Source organism: Micromonospora wenchangensis (assembly GCF_002210435.1).
GTDB classification, from domain to species: Bacteria; Actinomycetota; Actinomycetes; order Mycobacteriales; family Micromonosporaceae; genus Micromonospora; species Micromonospora wenchangensis.
In genome coordinates this window covers 29,393-54,699 of record NZ_MZMV01000048.1, presented here as the reverse complement: position 1 = coordinate 54,699, position 25,307 = coordinate 29,393, and the positions used below count along the sequence as shown (strand labels likewise).

Below are 25,307 nucleotides of genomic sequence, written 5' to 3'. Positions count from 1 at the left end.
GGAGGGTCCGGCCGACGGTGGCGCGACGCCCGGTCAGCACGACGGTGGCGCCGACGGCAGCGCCCGCTGACCGACACCCATGACGACCATCGACCCGCCGGGCGGCCACGGCCGCCCGGCGGTCCCGTCGGCCGCGACGCGGGCGCTGGAGCGCTGCGTCAGCGTCGAACCGGCCAAGTTCGCCGCCGCCCACTGGGGCCGCGCGCCGCTGTTGTCGCGGGCCGCCGAGCTGCCCAACCCCGACGGGTTCACCGATCTGCTCAGCCCGGCCGACGCCGACGAGCTGCTCAGCCGGCGCGGGCTGCGTACCCCGTTCCTGCGGGTGGCCCGCGACGGCCAGTTGGTGCCGGCGGCCCGGTTCACCGGCGGCGGCGGCGCGGGCGCGGAGATCGGCGACCAGGTCCTCGACGAACGGGTCCTGGAGCTCTACGCCGGCGGCGCGACCCTGGTGCTGCAGGGGCTGCACCGGCTCTGGCCCGCCCTGATCGACTTCGCCCGTGACCTCGGCACCGCCCTGACGCAACCGTTGCAGGTCAACGCCTACCTCACCCCGCCGGGCAACCAGGGCTTCGCCACCCACTACGACACGCACGACGTCTTCGTGCTCCAGGTCGACGGCCGCAAGCACTGGCGGATCCACCCGCCGGTGCTCACCGACCCACTGGAGAGGCAGCCCTGGGGCGGCCGGGCCGACGAGGTGTCCGCCACCGCCGACGGGCCGGCGGCGCTGGACGTGGTCCTCGAACCGGGCGACGCGCTCTACCTGCCGCGCGGCTGGCTGCACAGCGCCCAGGCGCAGGAGACCAGCTCGCTGCACCTGACCGTCGGCATCCGCGCGTTGACCCGGTACGCCCTGGTGGAGGAGTTGCTGGCGCTGGCCGCCGAGGACCCCCGGCTGCGGGCCGGGCTGCCGTTCGGCACCGACGTCGCCGACCCGGACGCCATCGAGCCGGAGCTGACCGAGACGGTGGAGGCGCTGCGCGACTGGCTGCTGCGGGCCGACCCGGCCGCGGTGGCCGCCCGGCTGCGTGGCCGGGCCTGGCCGGCCGCCCGTCCGGCCCCGATCCGGCCGTTGGCGCAGGCCGCCGCGCTCACCGCGCTCACCGCCGACAGCCGGATCGCCCCCCGCCCGGGCCTGCGCTGGCAGCTCACCCCGACCACCGACGGCCGGATGGCGCTGCGGTTGGTCGACCGCACCGTCACCCTGCCCGAGCAGTGTGCGCCGGCCCTGCGCGCCCTGCTCGGCTCCACCGGGCTGCGGGTGGGCGACCTGCCCGGCCTGGACGACGACGCCGACCGGCTGGTGCTGGCCCGCCGGCTGCTGCGCGAGGCGGTCGCCGTACCGGCGTGATTCGCTGTGGCCGTACGGGCGTGAGCCAGGCTGACCGTCCCGGGCGACACCCGGGACGGTCAGCGGGCCGACACGAGCAGCAGCACCGTGGTCAGCACCCCGGCGGCCAGCACGATCGCCAGCGGGCGGGGGCCGAGCAGGGCGTGCCGGCGGTCCGCCAACCGTTTCGCCGGGGCCAGCCCGGCCACCGGGCCGAGCAACGTCACCACCAGCGCCAGCACCGGCATACCCACCGCCAGGTCACCGCCGTAGCGGTGGCCCACCGCGCGGGCGGCGGCCCCCAGGGCGTACGCGACGACCGCGCCGGCCACCCCGCACAGGGCGAGCAGCGGGTTCACCGATCCCGGCAGTTCACCGCGCTGGCCGGCCCGGTCCAGCAGTTCGCGTACCCCGCGCAGCAGCGGCACCGGGTCACCGGCGACGTCCCGGGCCGGCCCCGGCGGGTCGCCCGGCCGCCGGCTGCCCAGCCGGGACCGCAGCTCGGCCCAGAGGTGCCCCACCTCGGCGTCGACCCGCTCCAGCATCGACCGGGCGTCGACGACCTCCTGCTCGGCTTCGTGGAGCTGGGCGGTGGCCTGCGCGACGGCCCGCTCGGCGGCGGCGCACTGCTGGTCGTGCCAGGCCTGCGCCTCGGCCCGCTGGGCGGCCACCCGGCCGGTCAGCTCGGCGAGCCGGCGCACGTGCGTGGCGTAGGTGTCACTGGGGACCGGTTCGTTCATCGGGACGGACCATAAGGGATGATCACCTGTCCGGTGCGGTGCACCGCCCGGTCGAAGAACAGCCCCCGCCACGGACGCGGGTACCAGTCCGGCCCGCCGGAGCCCGGGTAGAGCGCCGAGCCCAGCTCGCCGCCCTGCACGTCCAGGGCCACCCAGGCGCCGATCTGGTCGGTGCGGGCGGCCGGCCCGCCCAGGTCGGCCCGCATCCGGGCCACCCCGCGCCACCAGGCCAGCACGTGGGTACGCCGTTCCGGCCCGTCGTGCAGGATGCGGCGCAGCCGGTCCAGGCCGGTCGAGCCGGGCGAGCCGGTCGCCAGCGCCCCGGCCGCCGCGTCGACGGCGAACAGCAGCAGGTAGTGCGGGGTGCCCGGGGTGCCGGGGCGGGTCAGCGCGGTGGCCGTCTCGGCCATCAGCTCGGCGACGGTCTCCTCGTCGTACCAGGCGGCGTCGTCGGCGAGGTCCTCGTAGAGGGCGCGGGCCGCCGGGTCGGCGTCCGGGTCGAGGCAGGCGATGGAGAACCGGGCGGTGCCGGGGCGGTGCTGCCGGGCCAGCGAGCGGGCGGCGGCGTCGAGCACCGCGCACGCCTCGTCGACCCGGGTGCCGAGGACCGCCAGGTTACGGCCGGGCGCCCGGGGCAGCCGCAGCGCCGCCGACCGGGACTGCACGTCGATGATCTCCCCGAGCACGGCCACCGGGCCGCGCGGCGCGGCGTCGCCCGGCGGTGGGGTGAGGGCCCGGAAGTCGGGGGCCTCGGTGAGGCGGGGGATGGCGTCACCGTCGAAGAGCCGCGCCGGGGCGGCGTCGGCCGGCCGCATCCGCCACAGCCGGTGCTGCAACTCGCTCCACGTCTCCCAGTCGCTGGCCGACGGGATGCGGGCCACCTCGTTGCCCTCGGTCAGGCCCGACTCGGCGTTGACCACCGCGTGGTAGCGGGGCAGCGCCTGTGCGGCGTCGTTGCGTTCGGCCAGGATGCGCAGCGCCTTGGGCAGCGCGATCCGCAGGGTGAACTGGGCGACCAGCGCGGGCCGGCCCCACAGCGCCTCGATGCCCCGGACGTCCTGTGAGGCGAGCACCAGGTGGATGCCCTGCGAGCGGCCCCGCCGGGCGAGGTCCTCCAGCAGGTCGGCGGCCTCCCGGGCCACCACGTCCCGGCCGGCGAGCAGCGCCTGGAACTCGTCGACCACCGCGACGATCCGGGGCCAGTGCCCGGCCGGGTCCACCGCCCGCAGCTCGGACAGCTTGGTGACCTCGTGTTTCTTGGCCGCGTCGGCCCGCCGGCGCAGCTCCTCGGCGAGGAACCGCAGCAGCGCCAGGCCGAACTCCCGGTCGGTGTTGACGTTGATGCCGACCAGCCGCATGTGCGGCAGCCAGCTCGGGTCGCGCCGGCCCTGGGCGAACCGGGCGAAGGACACCCCCTCCTTGAAGTCGAGCAGATAGAACTCCAGCTCGGCGGGGGAGTAGCGGGCGGCGAGCGCGCCGATCCAGGCGAAGATGAGGTTGGTCTTGCCGGTGCCCGACGGCCCGCCGATCAGCGCGTGCGGGGGATAGTCGCCGAGGGTCAGCAGCACCGGCCGCCCGTGCGGGCCCTCGCCGATCGGGGCGGTCAGCCCGTGTGCCGAGTCCTCCTTCCACATCTGCTCCGGCGGCGGCAGCAGGTCGGTGAAGGGCGTCGGCGGCGGGCCGGCGTTGACCCGGGCGGCGATCTCGCGGCAGGTCTCGGTGACCAGGGTGGCCGGCGGGGGCGGGTCGAGGCGTACCGGGGGACCGGGCGGGGTGCCGATCCGGGTCCCGTCCGCGTCGGTGCGGACCCGGGTCAGACTGGGGTCGTCGGGCAGGTCGATGCCGCGTACCACCAGGTGCACCCCGCAGGCCGCGCCGGTGCGCACCACCCGGTCGAGCTGGCCGCGCTCGTGCCGGGACAGCTCGTCCCCGCCCAGCAGCACCGCGACCCGCCACGGCTCGGGCCGCCGGCCGGTGGCCGCGGCCAGGGCCCGCAGCGAGCCGTACTCACCTGCCAGCACCGTCTCGTTGATCCGGCGGATCTGCTCGACGAGGTCGTCGAGGAGCCGGGCCAACCCGCCCGGCCCGACGAAGGTCAGCAGCCCGGCGGTGCCCAGCGGGGCGAAGCCGGCGAGCCCGCCGCCGAGGTGTTCGGGGTCGTACCCGTAGAGCCGGACCGTGCCCGGGTCGGTCCGGCCGACACCGCGCAGCAGCAGCGCCGACACCACCGCCTCGGCACCCGCCCGGTCGTCGCCGTGCAGCTGTACGTGACCGGCGTCGAGCAGCGGCACCAGCGCCGGGACCGGTTCGGCGTCGGCGACCCGCAGGGTGCCGACCCGCAGCGGGCCGGGGCTCTCGCCGCGTCCGGCCGGGGTGACCCGCCAGTGGGACCAGGGGGCGCTGGCTGCGCCGGGGGCCTCCCGGCGGGCCGCCTCGGCGGCCCGGTGGGCGAGTTCGGCGAGCCGCGCGGCGTGCCGTTTGTCGATCTCGACCAGCCGCCTGTCGCGTTCGACGCCGACCCGCTCCGGCACGCCGGCGGCGGCCCGTCGGACCCGGGCGAGCCGGTCCCGGGCGGCGGCCAGCTCCGACTCGGCCGTGGCGACCCGGGTACGGGTGACGCCGAGCGCCTCGGAGAGCATTCCGCGTACCCGCGTCGCCAGTTGGGCCCGCAGATCAGCCACGGGGCCCACCGTCCGCCCACGGGCTCCTCGGGCGGGGCGGGGCCGACCCGGCGGGCGGCGGCGGGGGCGTCGGCTCGGGCCGGCGGTGCGGGGTCGGCTCGGGACGCCGCGGCGGGTGCGGCCCGGTGCGCCGGTCGGCGGGCGGGCGGGGCGGCGACCGGTCGGGTTCCGGTGCCCGCTGCGGCGTCGGCTCCCGCTGCGGGTCGTGGTCCTCGCGGGGCAGGTCGCGGCCGAGCCGGGCCAGCAGCACGCCGGTCAGCACCCCGGCGGTGACGGCCGGGTCGGCGGCGTGCGGCTGCTCCTGCCCGTCCTCGCCCCGGCGGGGCGGGGGCATCCGGCAGACCCGGGTGAGCAGGGTGTGCAGCACCGGTGGTGGCAGGCCGGGCAGCAGGTCGCGGACCCGGCCGTCCAGTTCCCGGCGCAGCCGGGGCAGGTCGTCGGCGCGGGGCGGATGCCCGAGCAGTTCCCCGGCGAGGTCGCGCAGCAGCGGCGGGGCGATCGCGGCCAGTCCGAGGCCGACGTCGGCGTGCGCGGCCCGTAGCTCCCGGTGCAGCCGGTCCCGGTCGCCGGAGCGGATGCCGGCGACGACCCGGTGCAGCAGTTCCCGGGAGTCGGCGACCAGCTCGTCGGGCTGCTCGGGCGGGCCCTCCCGGCCGCCGGTCAGCTCGGCGACCCGGACCGCCCACCACCGCTTGACCGTCGGGTCCTCGTCGGCGGCCGGTGCCGGGGCGGCCGGCGGTGCGGTGGTGTCGCCCCGGGGACCGTCGTGGCGTGGCGCGGGGCCGTCGGCGCGGGGCGGGGGTGGGCCGTCGGGGGCCAGCCCGATGGCGGCCAGGTAGCCGGTGAGCTGTTCCTGGGCGACCCGCAGGGCGTGTCCGGCCGACTCGGCGTGTTCGGTGGCGGCGGCGAGTTCCGGCACCCCCATCGGGTTGGCCGACTCCTGGCGTACCCAGCGCAGCCGTTCGGTGGCCTGGCCGAACTTCTCCAGGGCCAGGGCGAGCTGGGCCAGGGGGAACTCCTCGGCGGCGGCCCGTACCTGGGCTCCGACGTCCTCGACGATCGACACGACGCCCCGCTACAGCGACGACACGTAGAGCTGCGCCTGTTCCACCGCGACGAGCGTCGCGGCGAGACATTCCTCCAGCTCCTGGCCGGCCTGGGTGAGGGAGGCCTGGGCGGCCTCGACGGTCTCGTGCCCGCTGCCCTCCAGCGCCCCGGCGAGGGTCTGCTGCGCCTCGGCGAGCTTCTCCCCGGCGGCCTGGACGGCGCTCTGCCCGTCACCGATCTGTTGGAGGGCGATGTCGATCGCGGCCTTCAGCTCGGCGACGCTCGCCACGGGTGACCTCCTGGGGGCGGGGAGATCTCCATTACAACGTATACCCGACGGGGAGAGAACATCCGCCCTGGCGGTGTTGCCGCCCCGTCGTCCGGTTACCGCCCTGACGTGCGGGAAGCCGCCGACCCCGTCCCGGTAGCGGGACACCGAATCCCGTCGACGGGACCGCTCCGGCGGGGTGCCGCGCCACCCGTCCGTGCGGCGGACGGGGGTCAGGAGGGCAACCAGCGTGGGCCGTACACCTCGGCGCCCAGCTCGCCCACCCGGCCGCGCAGCTCCCGGTCGGCGGTGACCACCAGCCGCCGCCGGTCCGCCGCCGCGCGGACCAGGTCGACGATGGTGTCGTCGCCGGAACCGGGGGCCGCGACGGTGCGTACCCCGGCCACGCCCGGCACGTCGCGGGCCGCGCCCTCCACCACCAGCACCACCTCGACGGGCGCCGGCAGCTCCGGTGGTACGCCGGTGTCGGCCACCGGGACCAGCCGGTCGCGCAGCCGGGCCGCCGCACCGGCCCGGTCGTGCCACCAGCCGTCCGGCCGGGAACCGACCACGTTCGCACCGTCGACGATCAGCAGCGGATGGGTGTCCATACCCCCACCCTGCCACCTGCCGGCGTTTGTCGGGGCGACCGTCGGGTAGCCACCGGCGATCGTGTCGCGCCTGCGTGTCGCCCTCGGCGGCCCGGTCGCGCCCGAGGAGCGGAGGACAGACATGATGGGACCCGGTGACTTCGGCTCCGACCCGTGGGACGAGTTCCTGGCCCGGTACTTCGGCCGGGGTGAGGGCGGACGCCGGCCGGCCCATCGGGTCGACATCACCCGGCTGATGACCGCCGACGCCCGGGAGATGCTGGCCGACGCCGCCCGGCGGGCCGCCCAGAAGCACAGCACCGACCTCGACACCGACCACCTGCTCTGGGCGGCGTTGCAGCGCGAACCGCTACGCGACCTGGTACGCCGTGCCGGCGCCGACCCGGACGCCCTGGTCAACGCGCTCGGCGGCCGGGCCGACGGCGCACCGCGCGGCGAGGTGCCGCCGAACCTCTCCCTCACCCCGGCGGCGAAACGGGCGTTGCTCGACGCCCACCAGCTCTCCCGGGCGATGGGGGCGAACTACATCGGCCCCGAGCACATCCTGATGGCGTTGCCGCTCAACCCCGAGTCGCCCGCCGGCCGGATGCTCGCCGCCGGCCGGATCCAGCCCGAGTCGTTGCAGGCGGCCGGGGCCGAACGCGGACCGATGGCCGGCCCGAAACCGGACCGGGGCACGCCCACCCTCGACCAGTACGGCCAGGACCTCACCGACCTGGCCCGCAACGACCAGATCGACCCGGTGATCGGCCGCGCCGACGAGATCGAACAGGCGGTCGAGATCCTGTCCCGGCGGACCAAGAACAACCCGGTGCTCATCGGCGAGGCCGGCGTCGGCAAGACCGCCATCGTGGAGGGCCTGGCCGAGCGGATCTGCGACGGCGACGTGCCGCAGACGCTGCTCGGCAAGCGGGTCGTCCAACTCGACCTGGCCGGCCTGGTCGCCGGCACCCGCTACCGGGGCGACTTCGAGGAGCGGCTCAAGAAGGTCATCGACGAGATCCGGGCCCACCGGGACGAGCTGATCATCTTCCTGGACGAGATCCACACCCTGGTCGGTGCGGGCGGCGCCGGTAGCGAGGGTGGCATGGACGCGTCCAACATGCTCAAACCGGCCCTGGCCCGGGGCGAGCTGCGGGTGATCGGGGCGACCACGCTGGACGAGTACCGGCGCAGCATCGAGAAGGACGCCGCCCTGGCCCGCCGGTTCCAGCCGGTGCTGGTGCCCGAGCCCGGCGTCGAGGACACCGTGGCCATCCTGCGCGGCCTGCGGGACCGCTACGAGGCCCACCACCAGGTCCGGTTCACCGACGAGGCGCTGGTCGCCGCCGCCGAACTGTCCGACCGGTACGTCACCGACCGGTTCCTGCCGGACAAGGCGATCGACCTGATCGACCAGGCCGGCGCGCGGGTCCGGCTGCGCACCCGCACCCCCGCCTCCGACGTGCGGGAGCTGGAACAGCAGCTGGAGGACGTCCGCCGGGACAAGGAACAGGCGGTCGCCGACGAGCAGTACGAGAAGGCGTCCGCGCTGCGCGACCGGCTCGCCGAGCTGGAGGCGCAGATCGGCCGGGCCCGGGGCGACGGCGGGGACACCCAGGTCCCGTCGGTCGGCACCACCGAGATCGCCGAGGTGGTCTCCCGGTCCACCGGCATCCCGATCAGCCAGCTCACCGAGGAGGAACGGGACCGGCTGCTGCGCCTGGAGGGGCAGCTGCACCAGAAGGTGATCGGCCAGGACGACGCGGTCAGCGCCATCGCCGAGGCGGTCCGCCGCTCCCGTACCGGGCTGGCCGATCCGAACCGGCCGATGGGCAGCTTCCTGTTCCTCGGACCGACCGGCGTCGGCAAGACCGAACTGGCCCGCGCCCTGGCCGAGGCGCTGTTCGGCGAGGCCGACCGGATGGTCCGGGTGGACATGAGCGAGTTCCAGGAACGGCACACGGTGGCCCGGCTGGTCGGCGCGCCCCCCGGCTACGTCGGCTACGAGGAGGCCGGCCAGCTCACCGAGGCGGTCCGCCGCCGCCCGTACGCGGTGGTGCTGCTCGACGAGATCGAGAAGGCCCACCCGGACGTGTTCAACATCCTGCTCCAGGTGCTCGACGACGGCCGGCTCACCGACAGCCAGGGCCGCACGGTCAACTTCAAGAACACCGTGCTGATCATGACGAGCAACCTGGGCTCGGAGCTGATCACCGGCGCCCAGCGGACGGTCGGGTTCGGCGTCGGCGCGCAGGGCGGCCAGCAGGAGGCCGACGAGCTGCGCGAGCGGCTGATGCGCCGGCTCCAGGAGAACTTCCGCCCGGAGTTCCTCAACCGGATCGACGAGACGATCATCTTCCAGCGGCTGGAGGCCGAGCAGCTACGCCAGATCACCGGGCTGCTGCTGGAGGAGACCCGCCGCCGGCTGCACGCCCAGGACATCCAGGTCGACGTCACCCCGGCCGGCACCGACTGGCTGGCCGAGCACGGCTACCAGCCGGAGTTCGGGGCCCGGCCGCTGCGCCGGGTGATCCAGCGGGAGGTGGACAACCGGCTGTCCCGGATGCTGCTGGAGAACCAGCTCTCCCCGGGCCAGCGGGTCACCGTCGACGCGCGCGACGGCGCGCTCGCCTTCGACGTGTCCGCCGGCGACCGGGACCACACCCCCGCCAGCACCTCGCATCCGCGATGACCGGAGGGCCGCGATGACCGAACCCGAGCAGGAGTACGCCGAGCAGACCGCACCCATCCTCGCGCCCCCGACGGCGAACCCGGCCCGGGTCCAGGTGCCGCCGGAGGGCCCGGGGCAGTGGACCGACGACGGCGACCCGGCACCACCCGGGCCACCGGAAGAGGAGGCGTGATGGCACGCGAACAGCGACTCGACCCCGAGGTCGAGCTGATCTGGGAGGACTTCCACGCCGAAGTGAACGTCCCCTCCGAACAACTGCGGCAGTGGCTGCTGACCCGGGGGTCGGGCGAGGAGGCGTTCGGCCCCGACCCGGACCTCGACCTGCCCGAGCCCGGCCGGCAGATCCTGGCGGTGCTGCGCAAGCGCAAGGTCGACCTCACCCCGGCCGACGTCGCGGTGATGCGGGCGGCGATCGACCGGATCCGGTCGCTGGTGGACGAGAAGCCCGGCGACGGCAACGCCGACGACGAGTGGCGGCACGCCCTGCTCGACCTGGGCCACGACGTCCTCGTCGAACGCTGACTGCCGACCGGGCCCGGACCGGCACCGCACCCGGACCGGCACGGCGTGGGCACCCGGGACGCCGTCCCGGGTGCCCGGCACGTCGGTGGGGCTACTCGGACTCCAGGCTGGGCAGTCGCAGGCCGGCGGCGTCGGCGGCGTCCTGCCGCTCGGTGCGGGTCTGCTCCTCCCGGCTGAGCAGCGTCGCGTACTCGGTGATGTCGGCCGGGTCGGGCACCTCGGGCAGCCGGCGCAGGAACGTCTCGACGTCGCGGGCGGCGGCGGTGTGCGCGCTGGCCGCCCGACGCAGCAGCTCCCGCTGGTCGGCGGCCGGATAGAGATCGGTCATGCAGGGCTGATACCCGTCGTCACGCCGTTCGCACCCGTGGGGCCGGGCGGGCCGTGCCGGTGTCCCGGGCCCCGAACTCGGGATGCCGCAGCAGCCAGGCCAGGTAGTCCGGGTGCGCGGCCAGCGAGTCGGTGTACGCGGCGACCGCGTCGTCCAGCACCGCCTCCGCGACCCGGGCCGCCGGGGACTCCGGGTGCCAGCCGAGCAGCAGCCGCCAGCGCAGCGGGGTGCCGGCCAGCCGCCGGGTCACCAACCCGGCGACCGGGCGGAAGGTGGCCTGGCACAACGCCACCGCCTCCCCGGCGTCGACCAGGTCCATGCAGCCGCGCACGTCGGTCTCGTACACCTTGCGGGGGGTGAACCCGGCGCGGGCGCAGGCGGCGGCGAAGCAGTCGCCGAAGCAGCCGTCGCCCGGCGCGGCCACCCACTGCTCGTGGCGCAGGTCGGCCAGGCCGACCTCGTCACGGTCGGCCAACGGGTGGGCGGACGGCAGCAGCACCAGCACCGGATCGACCGCCACCTCCCGCCAGGCCAGGCCGAACTCCGCAGGTGGGGTGGCGTCGCCGCACACGCCGGTCAGCGCGAAGTCCAGCCGGCCACCGGCGACCAGGGCGGCCAGCTCGTCGGCCGACCACGACGCGTACGTGGTGATCTGCGCGTGCGGCTGCTCGGCGGCGAGCCGGTGCACCAGCCGGCCCAGGATCGGGCTGTTCACCCCGCCGAACCGGTACCGGCCGAGGGCGTCGTCGGCCCCCGCCAGCCGGGCCGCCTCGTCCTGCAGGCCCTTCATCGCCGGCAGCAGCACCCGGGCCCGGGACAGCACCAGCTCGCCCAGCGCGGTCGGCCGGGCACCCCGCCTGTCGCGTTCGAACAGCGGACCGCCCAGCGCCCGCTCGATGCGCTGAAGCTGGGCGGTCAGGGCCGGCTGGGCCAGGCCGAGGGTGGACGCGGCCTTCGTCACGCTGCCCGTCTCGGCGATAGCGCAGACCACCCGGAGGTGACGCAGCTCCAGATTCATATGGTGACGGTATGGCCACACGTCGATAGACGGAAGGGCCCGGACCGAACCGGGCCGGTGAACCTGACGGATCGGGGCCGGACGATCACTGCCGCGGACGGCGGTTCAGGTCGGCCAGTTGGGTGCGCCGCCCGGTCACCGCGTCGCGCAGCTTGTCCACCACTCCGACGGCCGGTTCGACGATCCGGTTCCACGGCGGGGTCGCCGGGGTGCCCGGATGCGGCCGGGTCGGCGCCGCCTCCTCGGCGATCTCCCACCGGTTGCCCAGCCGGATCAGCTCCGCGTCGGAGGCCACCTCGCGCAGCGGGGTGACCAGCTCGGCCACCGCGGCGACGTGCCGACGCACCCGGGCGGCGACGTCGGCAAGCGTCGGGTCGTCCGGCCCGCCGAGGGCCTTCAGCGCGGTCAGCAGCGCCGCGTCCGCCGCGATCTCCTCGTCCACCCGGGCGGTCGCGTCGGGCAGCGCCGCGCGGACCGTGGGCAGCAGGTACTGCTCCTCGGCCGACAGGTGCCGCGACACCATGGCGGTGAGCACCTGGAGCACCTCCCGCCGCCGGCCGGGCGCCACCGTGGCGTCGGTGACCTCGTCGACCAGGGCGAGCAGCTGCCGGTGCTCGGTGTCGGCGAGGTCGGCCATGCTCCGCCCACCCGGACGGTAGGCGTCGTCGGCGGAGGGCGGCAGCGGTGGCAGGGGAACGGCGGACATGACGTCCTCCTCGGCGGGGCCGGCGCGGGTCGCCGGCCGGTGCGACTGGCGGAACGGGGACGCCAGCGCCGGTACCCGTACCCGGTGATCGGCAAACCGGGGCGGCGTCCGTGCCGCGTGCGGCCCCGCCGTCCGGCGGGTGGTCCCGGGTGGCCGCCGCCGGGGCGGCCGGGCCGTTCGCGGCCGGGCCGGCGACTGGTAGAAAGAGGCGATGACGAGCGATGCCGCCTCCGCCGCGCCCGACCCCACCGTCGAGGTCGTCGACCTCTGCCGTGACCTGCTGCGCATCGACACCACCAACACCGGCGACAACGACACCAGCGCGGGCGAGCGCCGGGCCGCCGAGTACGTCGCGGAGAAGCTCGCCGAGGTCGGCGTGGCCGCCGAGATCCACGAGTCCGCGCCGGGCCGGGCCAACCTGATCGCCCGTATCCCCGGCACGGACCCCGGGCGCGACGCTCTGCTCGTGCACGGCCACCTGGACGTGGTGCCCGCCGACGCCGACGAGTGGTCGGTGCACCCGTTCTCCGGGGAGGTCCGCGACGGCTACCTGTGGGGCCGGGGCGCGATCGACATGAAGGACTTCGACGCGATGGTGCTGGCGGTGGTACGGCACTGGCAGCGCACCGGCGTCCGCCCGCCCCGCGACATCGTGCTGGCCTACACCGCCGACGAGGAGGCGGGCAGCGACTACGGCGCGCACTTCCTCGTCCAGCAGCACCGGGACCTCTTCGACGGCTGCACCGAGGCGGTCGGCGAGGTCGGCGGCTTCTCCTACTCGATCAGCGACGCCCAGCGGCTCTACCTGATCGAGACGGCCGAGAAGGGGCTGGACTGGATGCGGCTGCACGCCAAGGGCCGCCCCGGGCACGGCTCGTTCGTCCACGACGACAACGCGGTCACCGCGCTGGCCGAGGCGGTGGCCCGGATCGGGCGGCACCGGTTCCCGCTCACCGTCACCCCGACCGTCCGGGCGTTCCTGACCGAGCTGTCCGACGTGCTCGGCGTCGAGCTGGACCCGGACGACCCGGAGACCGCCATCGCCAAGCTCGGCCCGATCGCCAACATCATCGGCGCGACCGTCCGCAGCACCGCCAACCCGACCCGGCTGGCCGCCGGCTACAAGGACAACGTCATCCCCGGCCGGGCCACCGCCACCATCGACTGCCGCAGCCTGCCCGGCCAGTCCGAGCTGCTGGAACGGCAACTGCGTGAGCTGGTCGGCCCGGACATCGAGATCGAGTACATCCAGCGCCAGCCCGCCCTGGAGACGACCTTCGACGGCGACCTGGTCGATGCGATGTCGGCGGCGTTGCGGGCCGAGGACCCGGGGGCCCGGCCGGTGCCGTACATGCTCTCCGGCGGCACCGACGCCAAGGCGTTCGCGCAGCTCGGGATGCGGTGCTTCGGTTTCGCCCCGCTGCGGCTGCCGGCGGATCTCAACTTCTCGGCGTTGTTCCACGGCATCGACGAGCGGGTACCGGTGGACGGACTACAGTTCGGCGTGCGGGTGCTCGACCGGTTCCTCCGCAACTGCTGACCGCACCGGTGCCGCACCTCCCCCCATGTCTCGAAGGGACAGCCTCATGACCGACCAGCACGGTGAGCTGGACGCCGCCCTGGAACGCGTGATCGACGCGGCCCGCGCCCACCTGACGGCCGTGCGGGCCGCGCAGGGTCGGATCGACGACGACGACGTGTGGCAGGCGTACGTGGCGTTGAACAACGCCTCCTTCGCCTACGACGAGCAGCTGCTCGACGCGTTCGGCGAGGTCACGCCCTGGGACGTCGAGTCGATCGATCCGGACGAGGCCGACGAGCGGTTCGGCGGGGCGGCCGGGGACAGCGAGGCCACCGACCCGCACCCGCAGGTGATCTCGGTGCGCCAGCGCCGCGACTACCGGGTGCCCAGCGTCTCGGCGCTGCTGCGGGTCGCCGAGGTGGCCCGCCGCGAGGGCACCCCCGAGGACGACGAGCCGGCACCGGTCGAGGGGGTCGGCGAGGCGGTGCTGGAGCTGTTGCAGAGCGGCGACGGATCGCTGTCCGCCCTGGACGTGCCGGAGCTGGAGCCGCTGGACGGGGTCGTGATGGTCAGCGAGGTCGGCACCCCGGTCGACCTGGAGTCGTTCGACGACGACGACCCGGTCGGCCCGTTCACCCCGGCCGCCGACGACCGGCTGGTGGGCCGGCTCGACGAGCACCCGTTCCTCGACGAGGACGACCACGACCACGCCGGGCACCAGCACTAGGCGGCGGCCGGGGTCGCCCGGCGGGCACCACCGGGGTCGACCGGCGCGGGCCGGCCGGCGGCCCCGGGCCGCCCGGCTGCTCCGTTGGTGACGGCCGGTGCCGCCGCCGCGGTCAGTAGGACAGGCCCGGTTGGGGTTGGTTGACCCGGCGGCGGCGCAACACCACCTTGCGGGTGCCGTCCCGGAACAGCTGCACCCGGGCCAACTCCCACCCGGAGAACTCCGCCTGGATCGCCAGCTGCGCCGCGGCGGTCAACCGGTCGACGTTCGGCGGCAACCGCAGTGGCGCGTATTCGTAGTCCATGGCACCTATGCTGCCCAGCCGGGCGGGCCCGCGCCACCCTTTGCCCGGTGCGCCGCGCCACCCCGGCACCGCCGGTCAGACCGCCGCGCAGTCGGTCGCCCCGTGCTGCCAGGAGTGGTCGTAGCGGCCGGCGAGCCGTTCGACGAACTCCTCGACCGCCCGCTCGTCGAGGGAGTCCAGCCGGTCCAGCCGCTGCCAGGCGGTCAACCCGAGGCCGTGGCCCAGCGCCGGGTAGGGGGCCACCACCACGTCCCGGGGATGGCGGCGGCCGATCCGCTCCAGCTTCTCGACGTCGCCGGGCGGAACGTCCGGGGCGTACTGCACCAGCACGTGCCCGTGTTCCAGGGCGTGCACCTGGAGTTCCTCGGGCACCGCGTCGCGGTAGACGCCGGGCACGACGACCCGGGGCGAGTGCGGTCCCGACGTGGGGGGCAGCGTCCGGTACGGCTCGTGCGGCGCCCCCTCGTACGCGATGTGCCGGTTGCCCTCGAACGGTTGCGCCGTGCCGGGCAGCCGGTCGCAGGGCAGCGCGGTGTCCCCGCCGACCAGGCCGACCAGCACCCCCACCCCGAGGCTGGACATGGTCGCCACACTGAGCACGGTGACCACCACACTGACCACCGGGCCGAGCCATCTGCGGTTCACGTGGCCAACCTTCCGGCGCGGTAACGATTACGCACGATCACCCCGACCGGAAGCAGCACGTTCAGTGAGGCAAATGCGGCCAACGCAATTCCCTCCCACCAGTAGGCACTGCCGAACGGTGCGCCGGTCAGCACTCCCGCGGCCCACCCCAGTGTCACTTTCGCCCCCGGTAGCAGAAAATGGATGGCGAACCAGACCATCCAGATGACCCCGGCGAGATACAACAACCGGTACCAGCGGGACACCCGCAGATCCCGGGCGTGCGCGTCGCGCAGCACGGCACGTTCGGCCGGGGTCAGCCGGCGGACCCATTTCTTGAGGCTGAGCCGGGTCACCTCGTGCAGGTTGCGGCAGCCGGTCGCCGTGGCCATCACCAGGTACATGTCGGTGCGCAGGTAGGCAAGCGTCTGGAAGGCCAGCTTCACGGCCTGGCTGAACACCACCATGGCCAGGAACCGCACCATTTCCGGCGGCAGTTCCAGCCAGCCCCGCGACCAGGCGAAACGTGGCGCGACGGCGGCGAACAGCAGGATCCCGTCGATGGCCATGCCGGCGAGGAAGGGGCCGTAGCGGCGTTCCGGCGGCAGCGCCCAGAGCCCGGTCAGGTCGGTCTCCAGCACCGGGAAGATCCCCCGGCGTTCCAGCCGCAGTTGCGACCGGACGCCGACGGCCGCCCCGGCGAACGCGTGCCACGCCTCGTGCACCACCGTGAGCAGGGCCACCGTGACGTTGGTGATCAGCAGGCTGAGCACCACGTCCGGGAAGATGAAGGTGTCCTCGTAGGTCGGCAGCAGGGACGGTTCGGCGACGAACATCACCAGCGTGGCGACCAGCGCGCCGACGTACACCGTCCAGGCCACCCGGCCGAACAGCGGCCGGACCAGCCGGGCCGGGATGCGGGACACCGACCAGGGGCGGGCCTGCGCCGGGGGCGGCCCGCCGTCGGACTGCGGCCGGATGATGCCCGCCTCGACGAGCACCTCGACGAAGTCCAGCGCGTCGACCGGCTCACCGGTCTCGCGTTCCACCTCGTCGGCGGCCTCGGCGATGCTGCGGCCGGCCGCCAACAGCGCGACCAGCCGCGCCCCCACCTCGGGCACCACCACGAAGTTCCCGCTGGCCAGGTCGCCGACGACGTACTCGTCGTCCTCCTCCTGGCGGACCACCAGGTGCGCCACCGCGGGGCGGCTGTCCAACCCGAGCACGGTCACCGTTCCTCCTGGAACCAGCCGCAGGTGTCGCACTTCGCGCCCGGCCGGGGCTCGACCACGTAGTGGTAGGTCAGGTCGGTCAGGCTCAGGTGGAACATCCGGCCCCGGGTGGTCGTCGGGATGCCGGCGAGGTGGTAGACGACGTCGAGGGCGGCCAGGTGCCCGGTGAGGTTGGCGGTGGGGGCGATCACCGCGTGCCCGGTGAATCCGAAGAGCTCCTCCGGCTCGGTGCCGTACTCCTCGCGCAGCCGGTCGGTGACGCTCGGCAGGCACGCCTCGCAGCAGGTCTGACCGGGCACGAACAGGCCGATCACCGCCATCGGGCCGGCGTACTGGGCGAGCATCCATGCCGTACCGGTGGCCAGGGCGGCCCGGTTGGTCCACTCCCGGATGGCGTGCCGGGGCTGGTCGGCGCAGAGCACCAGCAGGTCGCGGTCGCGCATCAACGCCGCCACGTCCGCCGTCGAGTCGACCCGGGCCTCCTCGCCGGTCACCGTGACGTGGGAGTTCATCCGGCGCAGCCGGGCCACCGCGGTGTCCACCTTGGCGGCGCCGATGTCGTCCTCGGTGTAGAGCAGTTGCCGGGTCAGGTTGCCCGCCTCGACCACGTCGAAGTCGACGCAGTGCACCGCGCCGACCCCGGCGGCCACCAGGGAGGCGGCCACCGCCGAACCGGAGCCGCCGAGCCCCAGCACCACCACCCGGCCCGCCTTGAGCCGGGCCTGCACCTCGTAGCGGGAGGTGCGCGGGGTGAGGTCCACCCACGCGTGGTACGTCAACGCCCGGTCGTACCGGTCGACCTCGGCGGGGCTCAGCTCGGGCGGGGGCGGCGCGGCGGCGTCCTCGACGTACCCGGCGTCGATGATCGTCTGCAGCGCGTCGGTGGCGTCCTCGGCGGCCATCTCCGGGCGTACGGCGAGCAGCGCGGCGACGATCTCCGCCCGGGTCCGGGTGCCGTCCATCAGGCGGAGCAGCTCCCAGAGGCTGCCGTCCTCGTCGTCGATCTCCGCGCCGATCCCCAGCTGTCGACCGCCGATGTTGATCAGGGTCGGGTGGAGCCGTACCGGCTTGTGGATGCCCTTGATCCGGGGCCGCTGCATCGGGCGAAGACCTCCTGGAGATGGCCGACCGGGGCGCGGCACGCCGCGCCCCGGCCGAAACGGGGTGGGTCAGCCGCAGACGTCGTTGCGGCAGCCCGGCTCGCTGATGATGGCGACGGTCGTCTCGAGCCGCTCGAGCTTGCGCACGACGACCTTGGCGGGCTTGCGCTTGACGTCGGTCTTACGGTCCACGGGTCCTCCAACGAAATGGGAGAAACGACGCGGCGGGGGTCGCTCACGCCGCAATCATTAGAGCACCGTCATTGGTCCGCCACAATGTTTACGGCGGCCGGATCGGACAGTTTCCGTCGGCTCGAATCGCTTTCCGGACAGGCCCGCCGAAAAGCGGACGCCGAAACCCGGGCCAACAACGCCAGGAGGTTCGAAGCCGCCTATTCGGACGGAACAGCGCAAGCGGCCTGAACCAATTATGGGGGAGTGCCAGTTGGTAACGGACGATCGGTGGAATTGACACGCACCGGTGTGCTTTTGGTCCGGTCCGCCACCTTGTGCGCCGGCGGTGGGCTCAGCCCTCGCGCTCCGGGTAGCCGACCGGCACGGCGGACACGTCGTCCAGCGCCGTGGTGATCTCCTCCGGCAGGGTCATCCGCTCCACCTGCAACGCGCCGAGCAACTGCCCCACCGTGCGGGCGCCCAGCACCGGCGCGGTCACCCCCGGCCGGTCCCTGATCCAGGCCAGCGCCACCTCCAGCGGCGACACGCCCAACCCGCCGGCGGCGATGCTCACCGCCTCGACGATGCTGGAGCAGCGCGGCTCCAGGTAGGTGGCGACGAACGCCTCGAAGTGGGCCGAGGCCGCCCGCGAGTCCGCCGGCCGGCCGTTGCGGTACTTGCCGGTCAGCACCCCCCGCCCCAGCGGAGACCACGGCAGCACGCCCAGGCCCAACGCGGCGCAGGCCGGCAGCACCTCCCGCTCCACCCCCCGCTCCAGCAGCGAGTACTCCACCTGGGCGGCGACCACCGGGGCCCGCCCCGGCCAGGCCGCCTGCCAGGCGGCGGCGCGGGCGGTCTGCCAGCCGGAGAAGTTCGACACCCCGACGTAGCGGACCCGGCCCGAGGCGACCGCGTGGTCCAGCGCCGCCAGCGTCTCCTCCAGCGGGGTGTCCGGGTCGTAGCCGTGCACCTGCCACAGGTCGACGTGGTCGGTGCCGAGCCGGCGCAACGAGGCGTCCAGCGTACGCAGCAGGTGCCCGCGCGAGCCGTCCCGCCGACGGCCGCTGCCCGGCCGCAGCCCCGCCTTCGTGGCGATCAGCACGTCCTCGCGGGGGACCAGGGTGCCCAGCAGCGACCCGAGCACCGACTCGGCGTCGCCGTCGGCGAACACGTCGGCGGTGTCGACCAGGTTGCCCCCCGCGTCGAGGAAACTCTTCAGCTGGGCCGCCGCGTCGTCGGCGTCGGTGTCCCGGCCCCAGGTCATGGTGCCGAGCGCGAGCCGGGAAACCGCCAGCCCGCTTCGGCCGAGCGGTCGCTGTTGCATGGGTGAACCTTATTTCGAACGCGGCGCAACCGATATCCTCGCTCCCGGCATCTCTGCCTGTCGCGTCGCCGATCCGACCGTCACCGCCGCCCGCGACGCCACGGTGTGCACCGGATGCGCCGGTCCGGTCGCTGGCTGTCCACCCGCCCCCTCCCGGTCCGACCGCCGTGGCCCGTCCGGGGTCCGGACGGCCGGCGTCCGGTGGCGAGCCGGTGGGCGGCGGGCCCCGGGGCATTGCGTAACCTGATGCGACCTGTGGTGCGGGATGGGGAGGATCAGTGCGACTCGGGCTCAGCCTCGGATATCAGACAGCGTGGAGTACGCCGGCGGACCACCTGGCGCTCGCCCAGGAAGCGGACCGCCTCGGCTACTCGGTGGTGTGGGCGGCGGAGGCGTACGGCTCGGACTCCCCGAGCATGCTCGCCTGGATGGCCGGGCAGACCGAACGGATCGACGTGGGCAGCGCGGTGATGCAGATCCCCGCCCGTACCCCGGCGATGACCGCGATGACCGCGGCCACCATCGACGCGCTCTCCGGCGGCCGGTTCCGGCTCGGCCTGGGCGTCTCCGGGCCGCAGGTCTCCGAGGGTTGGCACGGCGTCCGGTTCGGCAAGCCGCTCGCCCGCACCCGCGAGTACGTCGACATCGTCAAGCTGGCGGTGGCCCGCAAGGAGGTCGCCTACGCCGGCGAGCACTACACCCTGCCGCTGCCCGACGGCCCCGGCAAGGCGCTGCGGCTGGGCTTCCACCCGCCGCGCGACCACATCCCGATCTACCTGGCCGCCGTCGGCCCGAAGAACCTGGAGTTGGCCGGGGAGATCGCCGACGGCTGGCTGGCCGTGTTCTACGCCCCCGAGTTCGCCGACGAGCAGCTCTCCTCCGTCAGCGCCGGACGGGCGAAGGCCGGCAGGGAACTGGCCGGGTTCGACGTGGTGCCCTCGGTGCCGGTGGTGGTCGGCGACGACGTGGCCACCTGCGCCGAACTGGTCCGCTGGTACGCCGCCCTCTACGTCGGCGGCATGGGCAGCCGGCAGCAGAACTTCTACAACCAGCTCGCCACCCGGATGGGCTACGCCGACGCCGCCCGCGAGGTGCAGGACCTCTACCTGGCCAAGCGGCAGCGCGACGCGGCGGCGGCGGTGCCGATGGAGTTCATCGACCGGACCTCGCTGCTCGGCCCCAAGGAACGCATCGCCGAGCGGATGCGGGAGTACGCGGCCGCCGGGGTGACCACCCTGTCGGTCACCCTGTTCGTGGCCGACCGGGACAGCGGCGTGCAGACCCTGCGCACCGTCGCCGAGGCCCTCGACCTCTCGGGAGTCGGCGAGTGACCTGGGTCGAGGCCATCGTCCTGGGCATCGTCCAGGGGCTCACCGAGTTCCTTCCGGTGAGTTCGTCGGGGCATCTGCGGATCACCTCGGCGATCTTCTTCGACCGGGACGCGGGCGCGTCCTTCACCGCGGTCACCCAGTTGGGCACCGAGGCGGCCGTGCTCATCTACTTCGCCAAGGACATCTGGCGGATCACCCGTACCTGGCTGGTGGGGTTGCGGGACCGCTCGGTGCGTTCCAGCCTCGACTACCGGATGGGCTGGTACGTGATCGTCGGCTCGATCCCGATCGGGCTGTTCGGTTTCCTGTTCAAGGACCAGATCCGCACCGCCGGCCGCAACCTGTGGGTGGTCTCCACCACGCTGATCGTGTTCGCCTTCGTGCTGGCCTTCGCCGAGTACTGGGGGCGGCAGACCCGCACCCTGGTGAACTTCCGGATGCGCGACGGCATCGTGATGGGCTTCGCCCAGGCGATGGCGCTGGTCCCCGGGGTGTCCCGCTCCGGCGGCACGCTCACCGCCGGCCTGCTGCTCAACCTGACCCGGGAGGCCGCCGCCCGGTACTCGTTCCTGCTGGCCATCCCGGCGGTGGTGATGTCCGGCATCTTCAGCGTCGGGGACGTCTTCGAGCCGGCCGCCCCGGGCACCTCGGTGCCCTCGCTGGCGCAGATGGTGGTCGCCACGATCATCGCGTTCGGCATCGGCTACGCGGCCATCGCCTGGCTGCTGCGCTACGTGGCGCACCACACCCTGTACGTCTTCGTGCTCTACCGGGTGGCGCTCGGCACCCTGGTGCTGGCGCTGCTGCTCACCGGCACGATCAGCGCCACCTGACCCCACGTCGACCCGCGGCCCCCGGCACCACCTCCGGTGTCGGGGGCCGGCTGCGGTCCGGCTGCCCCTAGGGTGGTGGCGTGGCGACCCTTCTGCTTCTGCGACACGGCCGGACGACCGCGAACGCCGACGGTGGGCTGGCCGGCCGCCAACCGGTCGAGCTGGACGACACCGGGCGGGCCCAGGCGGACGCGGTCGGCCAGCGGCTGCGCGGCCTGCCGCTTTCGGCGGTGGTGACCAGCCCGCTGATCCGCTGCCGGCAGACCTTGGAGCTGGCCCTTCCGCAGGCCACCCCGGTGGTCGAGGAGGGGCTGATCGAGTGCGGCTACGGTGCCTGGGAGGGCCAGCCGCTGAAGAAGCTGGCCAAGGAGAAGCTCTGGCCGGTGGTGCAGCAGCACCCCAGCGCCGCGGTCTTCCCCGAGGGGGAGTCGATGGCGCAGATGTCGGCCCGCGCGGTCGCCGCGGTCCGCGCCTGGGACGCCCGGATCACCGCCGAGCACGGACCGGAGGCGGTCTGGCTGGCATGTAGCCACGGCGATGTGATCAAGGCCATCGTCGCCGACGCCCTCGGGATGCACCTCGACCTGTTCCAACGCATCGTCGCCGACCCGGCCTCGGTCACCGCGATCCGCTACACCCCGCTGCGGCCGTTCCTGGTCCGGCTCAACGACACCGGCGGTGACCTGGCCTCCCTGGTGCCGCCACCGGCCAAGCGCCGGCGTCGGGCGACCCGGCCGGCCGACTCCGACGCGGCCGTCGGCGGGGGCGCGGGGGCCACCGGCTGAACCGGCCAGCCTGGGGCCGTCGGCCGCCGGGCGCGGGCCGCGCCGTTTCGCCCTCGGCTGATTCGACGTCGGTGCCTTGCGCGACCGTTCCACGCTCCGGATAGGGTCGTGGGTATGACCCACCAGGTGCACGCCTTCGAGCCGCCCGAGCGGTTCGTCGCCGGGACCGTCGGGCCGCCCGGGGAGCGCACGTTCTTCCTCCAGGCCCGCGGTGGCGGCCGGCTGGTCAGCGTCGCGCTGGAGAAGGTGCAGGTGTCCCTGCTCGCCGAGAAGCTGGAGGAACTGCTCTCCGAGGCGCAGCGCCGCTTCGGCGTCGAGCTGCCGGAGTCGTCGGTGTCCGTCGGCGACAACGACCCGCTGGACAATCCGGTCGACGAGGAGTTCCGGGTCGGCACCCTCGGGCTCGCCTTCGACGTGGACTCCGCCACGGTGGTGATCGAGGCGATCGCCGCCGGTGAGGCGGAGGCCGAGGTCGAGCTGGGCGACGACGAGGTCGACGAGGACGACGACGATGACGAGCCGGACGAGGACCTCGACCGGCTGCGGGTCCGGCTGACCCCCGAGGCGACCCGCGAGTTCATCGAACGGGCCCGCCGGGTGGTCAACGCCGGCCGCCCGCCCTGCCCGCTGTGCGGCCAGCCGCTCGACCCGGCCGGGCACCTCTGCCCCCGGCACAACGGCTACCACCGGTGACCTCGTCGGAGGTGCAGCGCCAGGACGCCAGCGCCGCGCTCCGGCTGTTGTGCGACGGTGAACTGGAGCTGGAGGGTCGGCTGGTCGACGCCTCCAACACCACCCTGCGGGCGACCCTGGCCCTGGACGGCCGTACCGCCAGGTGCGTCTACAAGCCGGTGCGCGGCGAGCGTCCGCTCTGGGACTTCCCCGACGGCACCCTCGCCGGCCGGGAGGTCTCGGCCTACCTCGTCTCCCGGGCCACCGGCTGGGACCTGGTCCCGCCGACGGTGCTGCGCGACGGGCCGCTCGGGCCCGGGTCGTGTCAGCTCTGGATCGACGAGCCGGACGACGCCGAGCCGCTGGTCGGGTTCGTGCCGGCCGAGGCGGTGCCGCCGCGCTGGTTCGCGGTGGCCGCCGCCCGCGACGACGACGGCGCGGCGTACGCCCTGGCGCACGCCGACGACCCCCGGCTGGCCCGGTTGGCCGTGCTGGACGCGGTCATCAACAACGCCGACCGCAAGGGCGGGCACGTGCTGGCCGGCGCGGACGACCGGATCTACGGGGTGGACCACGGGGTCTGCTTCCACGTCGAGGAGAAACTGCGGACCGTGCTGTGGGGGTGGGCCGGCCGGCAGCTCCCCCCGGACGCGGTGCAGGTGCTCGACGCCCTCGACGGCCAGCTCACCGGCGAGCTGGGGGAGGAACTGGCCGAGCACCTGACCCTCGGCGAGGTCGCCGAGGTGGCCGCCCGGGTGCGGCGGCTGCGCGACACCGGCAGGTACCCGCTGCCGCCGCAGGAGTGGCCGGCGATGCCGTGGCCGCCGATCTGAGCCGTTGTCGTGTTGATCACCCGGGCGGTTCCTCCCGGCGGCCGGGCGGCTCGTTAGGCTGGCGGTCATGGAGTCTTGGGCGGGACACGAGGTGCCACGGCTGCCGGGTGACGGCGGGCCCCTGAGCTTGTACGACTCGGCGCGGCGCGGTCTCCACCCGAGCCGCCCCACCGGCCCCGCCACCATGTACGTCTGTGGCATCACCCCGTACGACGCCACCCACCTGGGCCACGCCGCAACCATGATCACCTTTGATCTGGTGCAGCGGATGTGGCGCGACGCCGGCCTGACCGTCCGGTACGTGCAGAACGTCACCGACATCGACGACCCGCTGCTGGAACGCGCCGAGCGCGACGGCGAGGACTGGAAGGTCCTGGCGATGCGGGAGACGGCGCTGTTCCGCGAGGACATGGAGGCGCTGCGGATCATCCCGCCGGCGCACTACGTCGGCGCGGTGGAGTCGATCCCGCACATCGCCGACCGGGTGCAGGAACTGCTCAAGGACGGTGCCGCCTACCGGCTCGACGACGGCACCGGCGACGTCTACTTCGACATCGCCGCCGCCCCGGCGTTCGGCTACGAGTCGAACCTGACCCGGGAGCAGATGCTGGAGATCTTCCCCGAGCGCGGTGGCGACCCGCAGCGGGCCGGCAAGCGCGACCCGCTGGACCCGCTGCTGTGGCGTGGCGCCCGCGACGGCGAGCCGTCCTGGCCGGGCGGCGAGCTGGGCCCCGGCCGGCCCGGCTGGCACATCGAGTGCACGGTGATCGCGCTGAACCTGCTCGGCGACCGGCTCGACGTGCAGGGCGGCGGCAACGACCTGATCTTCCCGCACCACGAGTGCTCCGCCGCGCACGCCGAGCGGCTCACCGGCACGGCCCCCTTCGCCGACCACTACGTGCACGCCGGCATGATCGGCCTGGACGGCGAGAAGATGTCGAAGTCCAAGGGCAACCTGGTCTTCGTCTCCCGGCTGCGCGCCGACCAGGTGGACCCGATGGCCGTCCGGCTCGGCCTGATGTCCGGCCACTACCGGGACGACCGGGCCTGGACGGACGAGGTGCTGACCGCCGCGCAGCAGCGGCTGGACCGTTGGCGGCGGGCCGCCGCCGCGCCGTCCGGGCCGTCCGGCGCGGACTTCCTGGCCGGGGTACGCGAGCGCCTCGGCGACGACCTGGACACCCCGGGCGCCCTCGCCCTGGCCGACGACTGGGCCGGGGCGGCCCTGGCCGGCACCGGCGACGACCCCCAGGCCCCGGCACTCTTCACCAGCACCGTAGACGCCCTCCTCGGCATCCGCCTCTAACCCCCACCCGCCCGGGTCCGCCCGGGTCCGCGCCCCCCTTACGGCTCGTCGATCATGGAGTTGTGGTGGGGGTTGAACCCCCGTATGCGACGTATGTGGAGCCCCACAACTCCATGATCGACGCAGGGGCCTGGGCCGGGGCGCGGCTGGTGGGGGCTGGGGGGCTGTTAGTGGGGGCGGGGATGGGGGGTGGGTTGGCGTAGGGCGACGCGGGTCTGGGTCTGCACGACACCGCAGCTCTTCTTGAGCCGACGCAGCAACGCGTCCAGGGCGGCGGTGTCCCGTAGCCGGGCCCGCAGCAGGTAGTCGTACGGCCCGGTCATGTGCACCGCGTCGACGATCTGCTCGATCGGGGCGATGGCGTCGACGAACGTCTCGTAGTCGGTCCCGGCGTCGAGGCGTACGTCGATGAACACCTCCAACCCGCCCCGGAGCTGCGGCGCGTCGTGACCGGTGACGACGGTGTACCCGAGGATGACGCCGTCGGCTTCCAACCGGCGGACCCGGGCGGCGGTGGCGTTCGTGCTCAGGCCGACCCGTCGACCGATCTCACTGAACGAACACCTCGCATTCTCCTGCAGGATGCCGAGAATCTGCTCGTCCAGCCGGTCCACA

At 74.3% G+C, this 25,307-nt stretch carries 27 protein-coding genes; 12 read left to right on the top strand and 15 right to left on the bottom strand.

What is annotated here, in order from left to right; genetic code table 11:
* Positions 1-79: 79 nt before the first annotated feature.
* Complete coding sequence (locus tag B5D80_RS24180; protein ID WP_088646226.1) at positions 80-1,351, top strand: cupin domain-containing protein; 1,272 nt, start codon at positions 80-82, stop codon at positions 1,349-1,351.
* A 59-nt stretch (positions 1,352-1,410) separates the two neighbouring features.
* Here the strand turns inward: B5D80_RS24180 and B5D80_RS24175 are convergent, their stop codons facing one another.
* The 5 genes from B5D80_RS24175 to B5D80_RS24155 all read right to left on the bottom strand — a co-directional run bounded on the left by B5D80_RS24175 (position 1,411) and on the right by B5D80_RS24155 (position 6,677).
* On the bottom strand, positions 1,411-2,070 hold the full coding sequence (locus B5D80_RS24175) for a hypothetical protein (protein ID WP_088646225.1): 660 nt from the start codon (positions 2,068-2,070) through the stop codon (positions 1,411-1,413).
* Positions 2,067-4,751: an FtsK/SpoIIIE domain-containing protein gene (locus B5D80_RS24170; RefSeq protein WP_088646229.1), complete on the bottom strand. Its 2,685-nt coding sequence runs from the start codon at positions 4,749-4,751 to the stop codon at positions 2,067-2,069. Before B5D80_RS24170 ends, B5D80_RS24175 begins: the two co-directional genes overlap by 4 nt.
* Positions 4,744-5,817 (bottom strand): hypothetical protein, encoded by a 1,074-nt coding sequence (locus B5D80_RS24165; protein ID WP_245854944.1) that lies wholly within the window; start codon positions 5,815-5,817, stop codon positions 4,744-4,746. Before B5D80_RS24165 ends, B5D80_RS24170 begins: the two co-directional genes overlap by 8 nt.
* Positions 5,818-5,826: 9 nt before the next feature.
* Positions 5,827-6,087 (bottom strand): hypothetical protein, encoded by a 261-nt coding sequence (locus B5D80_RS24160; protein WP_088646224.1) that lies wholly within the window; start codon positions 6,085-6,087, stop codon positions 5,827-5,829.
* A 212-nt stretch (positions 6,088-6,299) separates the two neighbouring features.
* Positions 6,300-6,677 (bottom strand): hypothetical protein, encoded by a 378-nt coding sequence (locus tag B5D80_RS24155; RefSeq protein WP_088646223.1) that lies wholly within the window; start codon positions 6,675-6,677, stop codon positions 6,300-6,302.
* Positions 6,678-6,798: 121 nt separating this feature from the next.
* On the opposite strand from B5D80_RS24155, the gene B5D80_RS24150 reads away from it, so the two are divergent.
* The 3 genes from B5D80_RS24150 to B5D80_RS24145 are packed head-to-tail and all read left to right on the top strand — an operon-like array spanning position 6,799 to position 9,873.
* The gene (locus B5D80_RS24150; RefSeq protein WP_088646222.1) at positions 6,799-9,351 is read left to right on the top strand and encodes an ATP-dependent Clp protease ATP-binding subunit; all 2,553 of its coding nucleotides are present in this window, start codon (positions 6,799-6,801) and stop codon (positions 9,349-9,351) included.
* Between the two features lie 13 nt (positions 9,352-9,364).
* Positions 9,365-9,523 (top strand): hypothetical protein, encoded by a 159-nt coding sequence (locus B5D80_RS33735; protein WP_169733098.1) that lies wholly within the window; start codon positions 9,365-9,367, stop codon positions 9,521-9,523.
* Positions 9,523-9,873, top strand: coding sequence for a DUF3140 domain-containing protein (locus B5D80_RS24145; protein WP_088646221.1), 351 nt, complete (start codon positions 9,523-9,525; stop codon positions 9,871-9,873). The genes B5D80_RS33735 and B5D80_RS24145 overlap by 1 nt, the downstream gene beginning before the upstream one ends.
* A 91-nt stretch (positions 9,874-9,964) precedes the next feature.
* Here B5D80_RS24145 and B5D80_RS24140 read toward each other — a convergent pair whose 3' ends face one another.
* The 3 genes from B5D80_RS24140 to B5D80_RS24130 all read right to left on the bottom strand — a co-directional run bounded on the left by B5D80_RS24140 (position 9,965) and on the right by B5D80_RS24130 (position 11,925).
* Positions 9,965-10,201 (bottom strand): hypothetical protein, encoded by a 237-nt coding sequence (locus B5D80_RS24140; RefSeq protein ID WP_088646220.1) that lies wholly within the window; start codon positions 10,199-10,201, stop codon positions 9,965-9,967.
* A gap of 19 nt (positions 10,202-10,220) precedes the next feature.
* Positions 10,221-11,219 carry a LysR family transcriptional regulator gene (locus tag B5D80_RS24135; RefSeq protein WP_088646219.1) on the bottom strand — a complete coding sequence of 333 codons (999 nt, stop codon included), beginning with the start codon at positions 11,217-11,219 and terminating at the stop codon, positions 10,221-10,223.
* 85 nt (positions 11,220-11,304) lie between these two features.
* Positions 11,305-11,925 carry a hemerythrin domain-containing protein gene (locus B5D80_RS24130; RefSeq protein ID WP_088646218.1) on the bottom strand — a complete coding sequence of 207 codons (621 nt, stop codon included), beginning with the start codon at positions 11,923-11,925 and terminating at the stop codon, positions 11,305-11,307.
* Positions 11,926-12,136: 211 nt separating this feature from the next.
* Between B5D80_RS24130 and B5D80_RS24125 the strand changes: the two genes are divergently transcribed.
* Both B5D80_RS24125 and B5D80_RS24120 read left to right on the top strand, forming a co-directional pair.
* Complete coding sequence (locus B5D80_RS24125) at positions 12,137-13,465, top strand: M20/M25/M40 family metallo-hydrolase (RefSeq protein ID WP_088646217.1); 1,329 nt, start codon at positions 12,137-12,139, stop codon at positions 13,463-13,465.
* Between the two features lie 46 nt (positions 13,466-13,511).
* A complete protein-coding gene (locus tag B5D80_RS24120; RefSeq protein ID WP_088646216.1) occupies positions 13,512-14,174 on the top strand; it encodes a hypothetical protein in 663 nt (220 codons plus the stop codon).
* 112 nt (positions 14,175-14,286) lie between these two features.
* On the opposite strand, the gene B5D80_RS24115 is transcribed toward B5D80_RS24120, so the two are convergent.
* The 6 genes from B5D80_RS24115 to B5D80_RS24095 form a co-directional block, all read right to left on the bottom strand.
* Complete coding sequence (locus B5D80_RS24115; protein ID WP_088646215.1) at positions 14,287-14,478, bottom strand: DUF5703 family protein; 192 nt, start codon at positions 14,476-14,478, stop codon at positions 14,287-14,289.
* A gap of 75 nt (positions 14,479-14,553) precedes the next feature.
* Positions 14,554-15,123 carry a thioredoxin-like domain-containing protein gene (locus tag B5D80_RS24110; RefSeq protein WP_088646214.1) on the bottom strand — a complete coding sequence of 190 codons (570 nt, stop codon included), beginning with the start codon at positions 15,121-15,123 and terminating at the stop codon, positions 14,554-14,556.
* Positions 15,120-16,334, bottom strand: coding sequence for a PqqD family protein (locus B5D80_RS24105; RefSeq protein ID WP_088646213.1), 1,215 nt, complete (start codon positions 16,332-16,334; stop codon positions 15,120-15,122). The genes B5D80_RS24110 and B5D80_RS24105 overlap by 4 nt, the downstream gene beginning before the upstream one ends.
* Entirely contained in the window at positions 16,331-17,434 is a 1,104-nt protein-coding gene (locus tag B5D80_RS24100) for a ThiF family adenylyltransferase (RefSeq protein ID WP_088646212.1), read from the bottom strand. The genes B5D80_RS24105 and B5D80_RS24100 overlap by 4 nt, the downstream gene beginning before the upstream one ends.
* A gap of 69 nt (positions 17,435-17,503) precedes the next feature.
* Entirely contained in the window at positions 17,504-17,626 is a 123-nt protein-coding gene (locus B5D80_RS34895) for a hypothetical protein (protein ID WP_255470009.1), read from the bottom strand.
* 334 nt (positions 17,627-17,960) lie between these two features.
* Positions 17,961-18,932: an aldo/keto reductase gene (locus tag B5D80_RS24095; RefSeq protein WP_088646211.1), complete on the bottom strand. Its 972-nt coding sequence runs from the start codon at positions 18,930-18,932 to the stop codon at positions 17,961-17,963.
* Between the two features lie 278 nt (positions 18,933-19,210).
* Here B5D80_RS24095 and B5D80_RS24090 point away from each other — a divergent pair, with 278 nt between their 5' ends.
* The 6 genes from B5D80_RS24090 (at position 19,211) to mshC (ending at position 24,692) form a co-directional block, all read left to right on the top strand.
* Entirely contained in the window at positions 19,211-20,263 is a 1,053-nt protein-coding gene (locus B5D80_RS24090; RefSeq protein WP_088646210.1) for an LLM class F420-dependent oxidoreductase, read from the top strand.
* The gene (locus B5D80_RS24085; RefSeq protein ID WP_088646209.1) at positions 20,260-21,096 is read left to right on the top strand and encodes an undecaprenyl-diphosphate phosphatase; all 837 of its coding nucleotides are present in this window, start codon (positions 20,260-20,262) and stop codon (positions 21,094-21,096) included. Before B5D80_RS24090 ends, B5D80_RS24085 begins: the two co-directional genes overlap by 4 nt.
* A gap of 80 nt (positions 21,097-21,176) precedes the next feature.
* On the top strand, positions 21,177-21,881 hold the full coding sequence (locus B5D80_RS24080) for a histidine phosphatase family protein (RefSeq protein ID WP_088646208.1): 705 nt from the start codon (positions 21,177-21,179) through the stop codon (positions 21,879-21,881).
* 114 nt (positions 21,882-21,995) lie between these two features.
* Positions 21,996-22,574, top strand: coding sequence for a DUF3090 domain-containing protein (locus tag B5D80_RS24075; RefSeq protein ID WP_088646207.1), 579 nt, complete (start codon positions 21,996-21,998; stop codon positions 22,572-22,574).
* Positions 22,571-23,386 (top strand): SCO1664 family protein, encoded by an 816-nt coding sequence (locus tag B5D80_RS24070; protein ID WP_088646206.1) that lies wholly within the window; start codon positions 22,571-22,573, stop codon positions 23,384-23,386. Before B5D80_RS24075 ends, B5D80_RS24070 begins: the two co-directional genes overlap by 4 nt.
* 67 nt (positions 23,387-23,453) lie before the next feature.
* Positions 23,454-24,692, top strand: a complete 1,239-nt coding sequence (gene mshC, locus B5D80_RS24065; protein WP_088646205.1) for a cysteine--1-D-myo-inosityl 2-amino-2-deoxy-alpha-D-glucopyranoside ligase — start codon at positions 23,454-23,456, stop codon at positions 24,690-24,692.
* 167 nt (positions 24,693-24,859) lie between these two features.
* On the opposite strand, the gene B5D80_RS24060 is transcribed toward mshC, so the two are convergent.
* Complete coding sequence (locus B5D80_RS24060) at positions 24,860-25,306, bottom strand: Lrp/AsnC family transcriptional regulator (protein ID WP_088646204.1); 447 nt, start codon at positions 25,304-25,306, stop codon at positions 24,860-24,862.
* Position 25,307: the final 1 nt, after the last annotated feature.